Origin of the sequence: Methylobacterium iners (assembly GCF_022179305.1) — a bacterium.
GTDB lineage: Bacteria > Pseudomonadota > Alphaproteobacteria > Rhizobiales > Beijerinckiaceae > Methylobacterium > Methylobacterium iners.
This window is the reverse complement of sequence record NZ_BPQP01000119.1, coordinates 1-11,609: the sequence shown is the minus strand read 5'-3', so window position 1 is coordinate 11,609 and position 11,609 is coordinate 1. Positions and strand designations below refer to the sequence as shown.

Here is an 11,609-nt window from a genome sequence, read left to right as displayed (position 1 = left end):
ACACCCGCCAAATTGTGAAATCCACATCGCAAGGCCGCCGAAGGCCGCTGATGCAGTAGAGCCCAGATAAGAGCCCCAAAGAACCGTGTCAACTCCCAAAATACCAGGAGACCAACACGCCACACCCAAGAGGTGCAAAAGCCGCCGAACCACTCCCGCGGCCGGCGCCGATGAACAGCGGTATACGGAGACCCGCCGGAGACGTCAACACGTGAAATGACGGATCGGTGACATTTTTCGTTTTCGGCCGGTTCGGCCTGCGGAAACCCAGACGGCGCCGCCCCCGGGGCGCTCCAAGCGGCTCGGGCTCAGTAGCCCTTCTTGATGTCGGCCAATGCGCGCGCCAAGCCGGCGGCGACGGCCTCTCTTTCGGTCGGGGACGCATCGCGGGCCACGACCACGTGCTCGCGGCGGGACACCAGCGTCAGCCTCTGCAGCCCGTACTCCTCGTCCTCGACCCGCGTCAGCTTCGTCCAGACGGGATTGAAGCGCCATTCGCGCCGTTCGCCCCGGTGGCTCACCCGCGCCAGGACGACCTCGATCTGCGAGATCATGACCTCTTCGAAGGAGCGCCCGCGGCGGAAGCTCACCTTCAGCGCTGCGTAGAGGGCGAGCAGGTCAAGGCCGAAAAAGCCCGCCACCGGCCAGAAGCCCGCGCGCACGAAGGCGATGGAGAGAACCAGGCAGACCAGCCCGAACCCGATCATGAGGATCCGGAATCCGTCCGACCCCAGAGATTGATGCGGCCTGATCGTCGCCTGGAACATCGGTCGGTCCACCGTGTTCGGATCGAGGCCGTCGGGGTGGGCGTAGAGGTTGCCGCTCGCCATGGGGCCAATATAACGCGGCGATGATCGCTCGAAAGCCGCCGCGCCTCAAGAAATCGTCAGCCGAGGCGGTTCTCGTCGAGCCGATCGTCGCAGCAATCGAGACGCGGCCCGATCCGGTCGGATCGGAGACGGTGTCCGAGATCTTCGCGCGACTTCGCGCCACCAATCCCGAACCGCGGGCCGAACTCGAGTATCTCAATCCCTACACCCTGCTCGTCGCGGTCGTCCTGTCGGCGCAGGCGACCGACAAGAGCGTCAACCTCGCCACCACCCCCCTCTTCGCCATCGCCGACCACCCGCAGGCGATGCTGGCGCTCGGCGAGGCGCGGGTGCGCGAGTTCATCCGCACGATCGGGCTCTTCAACACCAAGGCGAAGAACGTCATCGCCCTCTCGCGCATCCTCGTGGAAGAACATGGCGGCGAGGTGCCCCGCGAGCGCGAGCACCTCGAAGTGCTGCCCGGCGTGGGGCGCAAGACCGCGAGCGTCGTCCTCAACGTCGCCTTCGGCGAGCCGACCATCGCCGTCGACACCCACATCTTCCGGGTCGCGAACCGCATTCCGCTCGTGGTCGCCGCGACGCCCGACAAGGTTCAGGCCGGGCTCGAGGCCATCGTCCCCGAGCCCTACCGGCTGAACGCCCATCACTGGCTGATCCTGTTCGGCCGCTACGTCTGCAAGGCGCGCCGCCCCGAATGCCCACGCTGCCCGATCGCGGATCTCTGCCGTTATCCGAGCAAGACGGTCTGAGCCCCTCGCCACCGGCCGCCCCGTTGACCGGACCGGGCGATCCAGCCCCGTTGAGGTCGGCGCCTCGTGTCAAGTCCCGCGCGTTGTGCTGCCTGCCCGCTTCCGCTAGTTTGCCGCCGGTCGCAGAGGCTTTCGACGAGAAACGATGTGTCCTCCCGGCCCGGCCGCCTCACAGGCCGACCTGCCGCGGATTCCGCACAGCGTATCAGTCCGAAGGAGTCACGGCCCCATGGACTTCCTCAAACCACGGTACACGCCTATGAACCGCCGCCGTCGCATCTACGAGGGCAAGGCGAAGGTCCTCTACGAGGGTCCGGAGCCGGGAACGCTCATCCAGCATTTCAAGGACGACGCGACCGCCTTCAACGCGCAGAAGCACGACGTCATCGACGGCAAGGGCGTGCTGAACAACCGGATCTCGGAGTTCGTCTTCCAGCACCTCAACGACATCGGCGTGCCGACGCACTTCATCCGCCGGCTCAACATGCGCGAGCAGCTGATCCGCGAGGTCGAGATCATCCCGCTCGAAGTGGTGGTGCGCAACGTCGCCGCCGGCTCGCTCGCGACCCGGCTCGGGCTGGAGGAAGGCACGCAGCTGCCGCGCTCGATCATCGAGTTCTACTACAAGAACGACGCGCTGAACGACCCGATGGTCTCGGAGGAGCACATCACCGCCTTCGGCTGGGCGACGCCCCAGGAGATCGACGACATCATGGCGCTGGCGATCCGCGTCAACGACTTCCTGTCCGGCCTCTTCCTCGGCGTCGGCATCCGCCTCGTGGACTTCAAGATCGAGACGGGTCGGCTCTGGGAGGGCGACCTCATGCGCATCGTCGTCGCCGACGAGATCTCCCCCGATTCCTGCCGCCTCTGGGACGTGAAAAGCCAGGACAAGCTCGACAAGGACCGCTTCCGCAAGGATCTCGGCGGCCTCATCGAGGCCTATACGGAGGTCGCCAAGCGCCTCGGCATCATGTCCGAGAACGAGAAGGTGCAGACGGGCGGGCCGCGGCTCGTACAGTAGCGCGGGCTCAGCGCGGGCCGGCGGCGATGCCTTCCGGCCAGTCGCGACGGAGCCGCGCATAGGTGCCGAGATCGGGATCGAAGCCCGGATGGTAATGGGGGTCCTGCGCGAGCAGCGGCCCCCATCGCTTTCTCAGCGCCTCCACCTCGCCTTCATGCCGGGCCCGCGCCTCGGGCGTCCAGCGCCGGCTCGCCGCCTCGCGGTGATGGAGCACGGCGGACGGCACCAGCAGGGTGCGGAGGCCGCCCGCATTCAGCCTCTGGCAGAGATCGACGTCGTTGAAGTCGACGGCGAAGGTCTTCTCGTCGAAGCCGCCGACGGCCGCGAACTTCCCCGCCTCCACCACGAGGCAGGCTGCGGTGACGGCGGAGACCTCCCGCGTCGCCTCCAGGCCCGCGAGATAGCCCGGCGCGTCGCCTGGGAAGTGCCGGTGCCCATGGGTGACGAGGCCGCCGGTCCCGAGCACGATGCCGGCATGCTGGATGCGTCCCTCCCCGTCGAGGAGCTTGGCGCCGACCGCGCCGATACCCGGCCTCAGGGCCTCCCGGCACAGCCGTTCGAGCCAATCCGGCTGGAACGCCTCAACGTCGTTGTTGACGAAGGCGAGGAGCCGTCCCCTTCCCTGCCGGGCGGCGGCGTTGTTCATGGCCGCGAAGTTGAAGGGTCCTGGGCGAGGAATGACGCGGGCGAGCCCCCTCGCCTCGAGCGAATGGAAATAGGCGTGGGTCGCGGGGTCCCGGCTGTCGTTGTCGCAGATGAGGATCTCCCTGGCCGGCCAATCCGTGCCGTGTTGGAGGCTCTCGATGCAGGGTCTCAGCAGGTCGAGCCGGTCGCGGGTCGGGACGATCAGGCTAACGAGGGGCCGCGGATCGGGCAGCGAACGGATGACCGAGACGATCCCCTCGCTGGACACCACCGCCTCCGCCGCCTCACCGATGCGAACGAGGTGGCGCCGGACGGCCTCCAGGCGCGCGGAACGGACGCCATGGCCGTCGTCTCCCGTTTGCCCCGTCGTACGAGGCACCGCGGCCGCGGGCGAGACCCGCGTCGGGCTCCCTCTCCCAGTGGGAGAGGGTTGGGGTGAGGGGCGTGGCCTCTCCGGAGAGTTCGCTCCCCTCCCCCTGTCCCTCTCTCCCTTGGGGAGCGGACCCGCGCCCGACGCGGCGACCGCCGAAGATGCCCTAGCGGAGCCCGCCGCCCGCGGCGCGTCGGTACCCTGGCTCGGCTGCCAGAGGGACACGGGTTGGGGCAAATGCCGGACGGCGCCGCGGCCGAACCTGTCGGCGCACCGAAGCACGAGGTCCATGGCCTCCGCCCCCGGCGGTGCATCCGCGAGCCCGCCGACCTCTCGCAGCGCCTCCCCTCGGATCGCGATGACGGGCCCGATGTAGTCGACGGCGAGCAGGTATTCCGGGTCGAAGGCCGGCCGCAGGAGGGGCAGGCATCGGCCGCCTGTGCCCCCAGGCTCAAAGAGGGCGTCGCCGTAGAGGATCTGCATCCCCGGATCGGCTGCGAAAGCCGCCGCTAGACGGTCGGCGGCGCCCTCGATCAGGACGTGGCCCGGGGCAACGAGGATGATGATGGCGGCCGACGGCACGGCGCCCTCGCGCAGCATTCCGGCCGTCACCGTCGCGACGCGCGCCGCGGTGCCGGAGGAAACACCCGCGGCGGCTGGCAGGCCCAGCGTCGAGTGCCACAATCCCCTGTGATCGGCGCCGAGCAGGGCGATCAAGGCCTGGCGGGCGCGAAGGCGCTTGCCGGCGAGCCGGCTGCGAAGGATCGCGAGGGTCGGACCTGGATGAGCAGCAAGCCCTCGGGCGACGGCGAGCCACCGTGCCGCCCTCCCTCGCGCCGGCGCGAGCGCGAAGCGCAGCGCGTCGAGGCTCCCGTCGCGAGGTCCGCGATCCGTGCTCACGGGTCCCGCCCGCCTATTCCAGCTCCTCGCCGAACGTCGTCAGCGAGAGGGCGGGATGGTAGAAGGGATCGTGCCGGACGATGTCGCGCCAGCGGGCGGCGAAGCGGTCGCCCTCGCGCTCGAAGCGCAGGCGCTCCTCGCCGGTCGGCGGGCCGCGCGTCACGGATTCGAGGTGCGACAGCACCGCCCGCGGCGTCCAGATCGTCTTGTGGCCGGCGGCACCGAGGCGCAGGCAGAAATCCACGTCGTTGAAGTCGATCGGAAAGGCCTCCGCGTCGAACCCGCCGACGGAGTCGTAGAGCTCCCGGCGCACGGCGAGGCAGGCGGCGGTGACGGCGGAAACCTCGTGGGCCACGCGCATCCGGCCGAGATGGCCGGGGGCGTCGCCGGGCCTTCGCCTCAGGATGTGGCCGGCCCGGCCGCCGAGGCCGACGACGACGCCCCCGTGCTGCAGGGACCCGTTTTCGTAGAGGAGCTTGGCCCCGACGGCGCCGACCTCCGGGCGGGAAGCCTGCCGCACCAGGGCGTCGAGCCAGCCCTCCTGCAGGATCGCGACGTCGTTGTTGAGGAGGACGACGATGGGGCCTCGGGCGACGGCGACGCCGGCATTGACCATCGCCGAGAAGTTGAAGGGCGCCGGAAAGGGTTCGATCCGCACCCGGGGGTCGGCCTGCAGCCCCGCGTAATGCGCCAGCACCTCCGCGTCGGTCGAGCCGTTGTCCACGATGATCAGTTCCAGCGGCGCGTAGGCGGTCTCCTGCAGGACGCCGCGGGCGGAGCACGCGATGAGATCGAGCCGGTCCTTCGAGGGAATGATCACGCTGACGAGCGGCGCCGGGTCCGGCAGGGGCCAGTCGAAGTCGAGGACGCCGTCCCGGACCGAGATGCGCGCGGACGATCCGGTCTCGGCGAGGTGGCGCTCCAGGGCCGCTGCCCGGTCCGGTTTCACGGCCGGAGCGGCGGAGCGGCAGAGGATGCGCGGGAGATGCGCGACGCGCGACGGCTCCGCCATCCCTGCCGCCGCGACGCTCAGATCGAGGAGGAAGGTCTCCGGCCGGCCGAGGGGGCGTTCGGCGAGCCGCGCCAGCAAGGCGCCGGCATAGAGGATCGGCCGGCCCTGATAGCCCTCAAGGAGCGCCAGGTCCGGGCTCCAATCGGGCTTGAGGCGAGGCTGGGGCGGTGCGGCGTCCACCACCTCGTCGGCATAGATGAGCTCGACATCGCTGCCGATTCCAGCGGCGAGCTGGGCGAGCGCATCGTCCGCGAGGCGGTCTCCGGGCGCGAGGAAGCCGGCGATTCCGGCGCCATCGAGGAGATCGCCGAGCCGGCCGCTCTCGGGCCACACCCGATGCAGGCCCCCCTCGTCCAACGCGGAATGCATCGGCTCGCCAACGCCCTCCGACCATGCGACGAGAAGCGTCCAGGCGGTGGAGGTCTGCGCCCGCAGGCTCTCGATAGTCCGGGCGACGAGCGGGTGCTCGGCCGGCGCGGCCGGCAGGATCAGGCGGATCGACTCGCCCTGTCCTGCCGGCGCTGCCCTGGACCCGCGCGCGCGGGCCTCGGCCCAGGCGCCGTAATCCGAGAGCGGGGTGACGGCGCAGCTTCCGCGCAGGATGTCGCGGAAGCGCCGCTCGTCGCCTCGCAGGAAATGATAGAGCGCCGGTCCTGCCCGCAGGGGCCGCTTGGCGAGGCATTCGGCGAAGACGCTCGCATGACGCCGCAGCCCGACGCGTTCCAGCACGAAGCCGCTGCGCGCATCGACGGCGAGCCGCAGCTCGGCGAGGTCGGGCGGCAGGTAGCCCAACCAGAAGGCCCGGCCCTCGGGGATGCCGGGGAGCACGAAATCCTGGGCCGAGCCGTCGGCCCGCATCATCCGGACCATCGGCCGGAGCGGGCGGAGGACGGCGTCCGCCGCGTAGGTCAGGACGATCCAGCATTCGCGCGGTTGGGCGGGGAGGACGAGGCGCCGGTCGAAGGGCGCGCCTTCCACCGCCTCGACCCTGAACGCGGTCTCCCGGCCGAGGCGGATCGGTGATGATCTCGGACGCGCGGGCTGGGGCGAGGATTCGCTCAGGAGCCCCGCGTCCCACGCTCGGCCGCATGGCGGCGGGCGGGTGCCCTCATTGCGCCGCGCCCGCCTCGGCGCTCGGGGCCGGCTTGCGCTTCTTCGGGGCGCTGCGCGCGCCGCCTGCGCCGAGCGCGACCTCGATCGCGTAGTCGCCGGCCATCGCCGGCGGGACGACGAGGCCGTCCTCCACCAGCGAGAACATGCCCTGAACCTCGCCGCTGCCGATCGCCACCGTCATCTTCCGCGCCCGCGAGACGACGGCCTTGTCGCCGTACTTGATCGCGATCTGCACCGGCGCCTCGAAGCGCCCCGCCGAGCCGGCGGGCCCGAGCAGGACCAGGCCCTCGACGCCGACCTTGACGCTCACGCTCCCGTCCTGGAGCCAGGCGCATTCCCGGGCGAGGCGCCCGAAGGTGATCTGGTTGCGCAGCGCGCTCGAATTGCCGGCCTTGCCGCCATAGGATTGCAGCGCCGCGCCGCCCTCGGCCACCTCGACGGGCGGGCAATAGGGCGGCTCGACATCCTTGGGCTGGGACGGCGGCACCGTCGTCCCGCCGTACTTGAACATGTTGGTGAGGAAGTTGCCCTCCTGGGCCACGGCGGGTCCCGCCGCCGCGGCGAGCGCGACGAGCGTCAGGAGCAGGCGCGCGCCCGACGCCGACCGATCCCGTTTCCGCCCCTTGCTCATGCGCGCCGCATCCCCATCGGACCCTCTATTTCAGGTTCTCGAAGCCCTGCCCGAACCCCTTCATCGAGAGCGGGATTCCGACTCCCTCCTCCGGGGTCTGAAAGACGATGAAGGTCGCCTGGCTGCCGCCGACGAACTGCCGGATGAGGCCCTCGTCCATCACCACCTCCGCGACGCAGCCCGTCGTCAGGCAGCGCACGAAGCCGGCGCGGCCGATATCGGTCTGGTCGATCTTGAGGCCGAGGCCCGAGGGCAGCAGCACGCCGAGCGGCGCCACGACGCGCAGGAGGAAGCCGCGATTGTCTGCCGTCTTCAGCACGATCACCACGAGAGTGAGGTTCGGCCGGTCCTCGGCCGCGAGGTACTGCACCATGGCGCATTGCTCGGCCTTGGCGCCGGCGGGCGTCTCGCAGCGCAGCTGCCAGTCGCCGAAGGTGTTGCGCACCGTCCCCTGCGCCTGCGCCGGCGCGACCTCGAGGAGCAGCGCGGCCAGGAAGGCCAGCGGGAGGCGGCATTCCGAGAGCCGACGCCCCGCGCGCTGCAGCATTCCTCGCAACTCCACCCGGCGACCCTTCCCGAACCCTTCGGCCCAACCCACCGAAAACCCGGTGTTCCGACCATGCCGCGCCGTCGGCTGTCAAGCGAGACGAGGTCTCCCGGAGGGCTATCCCCCACCGCCCGCAGCGGGTAATTCTGATGGCCACGCTTTCTCGCGAACGGATGAGTCCCATGCGGTTCCCCGCCCTGCCTGCCCTCCTGATGCTGGCCGGAATCCTGCCCGCGGCGGCAGACCCGCTCCCAGTGAACGAGACCACCTATGTCGAGCGCTCCCTGAATCGGGACGGACCGCTCGTCATCGAGCACCGCCCGGTCCCTCGCAATCCGGGTGGCCGCCGCTCCGGCAGCGCGGCCGAGATCGCCGGCTTCTGCCGCGACGGCGGCCATATCCGCCGCCGCGACGAGGCCGGACGGCCCGTGATCGTCCGCCAGCGCGAGGTCTGCGACAGCATCGCCCCGCGTACCCTCAATCCCGGCGACGTCGACCCGCGCCCAACCTGGCCGGCCGAGCGCGCCACGCGCCTGCGGGCCCTTCGCGCGCGGGGCTGAGCCTCGCGACGGGCGCGGAACGAGCCGGTCGCCGCGCCCGGGAGCGAGCCGTGCCCGTCCCATCGCCAGAGCCGCAGGAGACCACGCCGCGCTTCCTCGACGCGGGCGAGGCCGCCCTCGTGGTCGAGTTCGGGTCGCGTGTCGACCCAGCGACGAACGAGCGGGTTCTCGCCCTCGACGATGCGCTCCGCCTCGCGCCGCCCGAGGGCCTTCGCGAGTGCGTGCCGACCTACCGATCCCTGATGATCCACTACGACCCGCTCGTCCTCGACCGCGCCGCCCTCGTCGCCCGCGTCGAGGCGGATCTCCGGCGGCCAAGCGGCCCGCGGCGGGCCGGCCGGACCTGGGCGATGCCCTGCTGCTACGATCCCGCGCTCGCGGAGGACATCGCCGCGTTCGGCGCCCTCGCCGGCCTGTCCGCCGAGGAGGTCGCGGCGCGGCACGCCTCCGCAGAGTACCGGGTCTACATGTACGGCTTCGCGCCGGGCTTCGCCTATCTCGGCGGCCTGCCCGAGGCGCTCGCGCTTCCGCGCCGGGCAAGTCCCCGGCCGCCCCACCCTCGCAACGCCGTGATGGTCGGCGGAGGGCTCGCGGCGGTCGCGACCTTCCCGATGCCGACGGGCTGGTACGTGATCGGCCGGACGCCTGAGCGCCTCTACGCGCCCGAGCGCGAGCCGGCCTTCCTCGTCGAGGGCGGCGACGGGCTGCGCTTCGAGCCCGTCGATGCGGCGACCTTCGCCGCCCTCGACCGCCGCGCTGCCGCCGGCGAGGTCGTGGCGAGGCGGCTCGCGTGACCGCCCTGCGCATCCTGGGGGGCGGCGCGACGCTCCAGGATGCCGGCCGCCACGGCTACCTGCGCTACGGCATCACCCCGGCCGGCCCCATGGACCCGCTGGCCCATGCCACCGCCAATCTCGCGCTCGGCAATCCGCCTGGCAGCACCGCGATCGAAGTCGCGCTCGCGGGTCTCTCCGTCGCCGCCGAGGACGCCCCCCTCGACGTCGCGCTCGCGGGCGGGGCCTTCCGGATCGATTTCGACGGCGCCCCCCTGCCCGCGGCGGTCGCCCTCACCCTGCTCCCGGGCGCACGGCTGACGATCCGGGCTGGGACGGCCGGCGCCTGGTGCATGCTGGTCGTCGGCGGCCGCATCGACGTGCCCGCCCTTCTCGGCTCGACGGCGACCCACACACGATCCCGCATGGGCGGGCTCGACGGCCGGGCGCTGGCCGCGGGCGACCGGCTGACGATCGCCGAGCCCCGCGCCGCGGTCGGCGAGCCGGCCGCCCTCGTCGCGCCCTGGCTCGACCGCCCGCCCGGCATCATCCGCGTGGTGCTCGGGCCGCAGGCGGATGCTTTCGCGCCCTCGGAGGTCGAGCGCTTCCTCGCCGGGCCCTGGACCGTGACCCCGCGCGGCGACCGGATGGCCTGCTTCCTCGACGGCGAGCCCCTGCGTCACGCGGGCGGCCACGACATCGTCTCGGACGGGGTCGCGATGGGCGCGGTCCAGGTGCCGGGCGACGGCACTCCCATCATCCTGATGGCGGACCGGCAGCCGACCGGCGGCTACCCGAAGATCGCCACCGTGATCGGGCCGGATCTCGGCCGCCTCGCCCAGGCGCAGCCCGGGACGCGACTGCGGTTCGCCGCGGTCTCGATCGCGCAGGCCGTCGCCGCGCGCCGGGCCGAGGCGAAGGCGCTGCGGGCGCCGATCCGTCTCGCCCCGCTGATCCGGACCACGTTCAGCCCGGAGTTCCTGCTGGAGCGAAACCTCATCGACGGCGTGGTCGGATAAGGATTGCCTCAACCTCCCAGCCTTCGTCCGAACCCCGAGAGGCCTCCGATGCGGATCGACCTGAACTGCGACCTCGGCGAAGGCTTCGGCGCCTATCGCATCGGCGACGATGCGGCGCTGCTCGCCATCGTCACCTCCGCCAACGTCGCCTGCGGCCTCCATGCGGGCGATCCGGAGATCATGGCCGCGACCTTCGCGGAAGCGAAGGCACGGGGCGTCGCGGTCGGGGCGCATCCGGGCTTTCCCGACCTCTGGGGTTTCGGACGGCGGCGCATGCCGTTCAGCGCCTCCGAGATCGAGCGCCTCGTCGCCTACCAGGTCGGCGCGGCGCAGGCGCTTGCCGCCTATGCGGGGCATCGCATCACCTACGTAAAGGCGCACGGCGCGCTGTCGTCGCTAGCCGCCGCCGAGCCGGAGGTCGCGGGGGCCGTCGCCCGCGCCGTGCGAGCGGTCGATCCCGGGCTCGCCCTGCTCGCGATCGCGCTCTCCGCCCAGGTCGCCGCAGGCGAGGCGGCGGAGCTCGCGACCTATCAGGAGGCCTTCGCCGATCGCGGCTACACGGAGGCCGGCGGCCTCGTCCCGCGCGGCCAAGCCGGGGATCTGATCACGGACCCGGGGAAGGCCGCGGCGCAGGCCCTGCGCATCGTCGAGGCGGGCGGCATCCCGACGTCCTCGGGGGGATTGGCGCGGACGCCGATCCATTCGATCTGCATCCACGGCGACCTCGAGGGCGCGACCCTGCGAGCCGCCGCGGTGCGCGCGGGCCTGGAGGCGGCGGGAGTGACCCTCGCGGCCTTCGGGCACGATGAGCGCCCTCCGGCTTCCGCCTAGGGTCTGCCAACGAGCTTGGTCGTAACTTGGCTGGTTCCGACCCGATCCGCGCGTATCGGTTGCGCCTCGTCATTTTCAGGAGCGGCCGGTCCGCGCGTTGATCGTCACGAACTTTGCGACCCAGAGGGCCACATGCCGTCATCAGAGGTCTTTGGGCGGTTGGGATGGTTCACCAATCTGTGCCCTCAGCGACGAAGGAGTCACGTCGCCGCTGAGGTTGCGCCATGGTGTCAGGCGGCTTTGACGTTGGCGAGGAAGCTGCCGACTTCCTGCGTCAGGCTCTCGGAATGGCGCGAGAGCTCCTGGGCCGCGCTCAGCACCTGGGACGCGGCCGCACCCGTCTGACCGGCGCCCTGACGCACATCGGAGATGTTGGTCGTCACCTGCTCGGTGCCGCGCGCCGCCTCCTGCACGTTGCGGGTGATCTCGAGCGTGGTCGCACCCTGCTCCTCCATCGCCGCCGCGATCGCCGCCGCGTAGCTCGACATCTCGTCGATGATCCGACTGATCGCCTCGATGTCGCCCACCGCCTCCTGCGTCGCCGCCTGGATCTCGGTGATGCGCTCGCCGATCTCGCTCGTCGCCTTAGCGGTCTGGCCCGCCAG

The 11,609-nt window shown here is 71.4% G+C and carries 11 protein-coding genes and 1 pseudogene; 6 read left to right on the top strand and 6 right to left on the bottom strand.

Features of this window, described 5'->3' with window-relative positions:
• Window positions 1–308 precede the first annotated feature (308 nt).
• Entirely contained in the window at window positions 309–830 is a 522-nt protein-coding gene (locus MFF55_RS25485) for a DUF2244 domain-containing protein (protein ID WP_238246901.1), read from the bottom strand.
• 20 nt (window positions 831–850) lie between these two features.
• On the opposite strand from MFF55_RS25485, the gene nth reads away from it, so the two are divergent.
• A complete protein-coding gene (gene nth, locus MFF55_RS25480; RefSeq protein ID WP_238246900.1) occupies window positions 851–1,579 on the top strand; it encodes an endonuclease III in 729 nt (242 codons plus the stop codon).
• A gap of 229 nt (window positions 1,580–1,808) precedes the next feature.
• Complete coding sequence (purC, locus tag MFF55_RS25475; RefSeq protein WP_238246899.1) at window positions 1,809–2,603, top strand: phosphoribosylaminoimidazolesuccinocarboxamide synthase; 795 nt, start codon at window positions 1,809–1,811, stop codon at window positions 2,601–2,603.
• A gap of 7 nt (window positions 2,604–2,610) precedes the next feature.
• Here the strand turns inward: purC and MFF55_RS25470 are convergent, their stop codons facing one another.
• The 4 genes from MFF55_RS25470 to MFF55_RS25455 form a co-directional block, all read right to left on the bottom strand.
• On the bottom strand, window positions 2,611–4,518 hold the full coding sequence (locus tag MFF55_RS25470) for a glycosyltransferase family 2 protein (protein WP_238246898.1): 1,908 nt from the start codon (window positions 4,516–4,518) through the stop codon (window positions 2,611–2,613).
• A 13-nt stretch (window positions 4,519–4,531) separates the two neighbouring features.
• Window positions 4,532–6,388 (bottom strand): glycosyltransferase family 2 protein, encoded by a 1,857-nt coding sequence (locus MFF55_RS25465; protein WP_373874873.1) that lies wholly within the window; start codon window positions 6,386–6,388, stop codon window positions 4,532–4,534.
• 250 nt (window positions 6,389–6,638) lie between these two features.
• Complete coding sequence (locus MFF55_RS25460; protein WP_238246897.1) at window positions 6,639–7,274, bottom strand: hypothetical protein; 636 nt, start codon at window positions 7,272–7,274, stop codon at window positions 6,639–6,641.
• 25 nt (window positions 7,275–7,299) lie between these two features.
• Window positions 7,300–7,821 carry an invasion associated locus B family protein gene (locus MFF55_RS25455; RefSeq protein WP_238246896.1) on the bottom strand — a complete coding sequence of 174 codons (522 nt, stop codon included), beginning with the start codon at window positions 7,819–7,821 and terminating at the stop codon, window positions 7,300–7,302.
• A 182-nt stretch (window positions 7,822–8,003) separates the two neighbouring features.
• Between MFF55_RS25455 and MFF55_RS25450 the strand changes: the two genes are divergently transcribed.
• Genes MFF55_RS25450 through MFF55_RS25435 form a run of 4 tightly spaced genes read left to right on the top strand, consistent with a single transcriptional unit; the run spans window position 8,004 to window position 11,004 of the window.
• Window positions 8,004–8,381, top strand: a complete 378-nt coding sequence (locus tag MFF55_RS25450) for a hypothetical protein (RefSeq protein WP_238246895.1) — start codon at window positions 8,004–8,006, stop codon at window positions 8,379–8,381.
• A 50-nt stretch (window positions 8,382–8,431) separates the two neighbouring features.
• Window positions 8,432–9,175, top strand: coding sequence for a 5-oxoprolinase subunit B family protein (locus tag MFF55_RS25445; RefSeq protein ID WP_238246894.1), 744 nt, complete (start codon window positions 8,432–8,434; stop codon window positions 9,173–9,175).
• Window positions 9,172–10,173: a 5-oxoprolinase subunit C family protein gene (locus MFF55_RS25440; RefSeq protein WP_238246893.1), complete on the top strand. Its 1,002-nt coding sequence runs from the start codon at window positions 9,172–9,174 to the stop codon at window positions 10,171–10,173. The genes MFF55_RS25445 and MFF55_RS25440 overlap by 4 nt, the downstream gene beginning before the upstream one ends.
• A gap of 48 nt (window positions 10,174–10,221) precedes the next feature.
• The gene (locus tag MFF55_RS25435; protein WP_238246892.1) at window positions 10,222–11,004 is read left to right on the top strand and encodes a LamB/YcsF family protein; all 783 of its coding nucleotides are present in this window, start codon (window positions 10,222–10,224) and stop codon (window positions 11,002–11,004) included.
• 230 nt (window positions 11,005–11,234) lie between these two features.
• Here MFF55_RS25435 and MFF55_RS25430 read toward each other — a convergent pair.
• Window positions 11,235–11,609, bottom strand: a pseudogene (locus MFF55_RS25430) (methyl-accepting chemotaxis protein); the annotation flags it as partial.

What these genes read in the sequence shown, in the direction of transcription:
- MFF55_RS25485 (WP_238246901.1), bottom strand. Translation starts at nt 830, where the DNA reads ATGGCGAGCGGCAACCTCTACGCCCACCCCGACGGCCTCGATCCGAAC.
- nth (WP_238246900.1), top strand. Translation starts at nt 851, where the DNA reads ATGATCGCTCGAAAGCCGCCGCGCCTCAAGAAATCGTCAGCCGAGGCG.
- purC (WP_238246899.1), top strand. Translation starts at nt 1,809, where the DNA reads ATGGACTTCCTCAAACCACGGTACACGCCTATGAACCGCCGCCGTCGC.
- MFF55_RS25465 (WP_373874873.1), bottom strand. Translation starts at nt 6,388, where the DNA reads ATGCGGGCCGACGGCTCGGCCCAGGATTTCGTGCTCCCCGGCATCCCC.
- MFF55_RS25460 (WP_238246897.1), bottom strand. Translation starts at nt 7,274, where the DNA reads ATGAGCAAGGGGCGGAAACGGGATCGGTCGGCGTCGGGCGCGCGCCTG.
- MFF55_RS25455 (WP_238246896.1), bottom strand. Translation starts at nt 7,821, where the DNA reads ATGCTGCAGCGCGCGGGGCGTCGGCTCTCGGAATGCCGCCTCCCGCTG.
- MFF55_RS25450 (WP_238246895.1), top strand. Translation starts at nt 8,004, where the DNA reads ATGCGGTTCCCCGCCCTGCCTGCCCTCCTGATGCTGGCCGGAATCCTG.
- MFF55_RS25435 (WP_238246892.1), top strand. Translation starts at nt 10,222, where the DNA reads ATGCGGATCGACCTGAACTGCGACCTCGGCGAAGGCTTCGGCGCCTAT.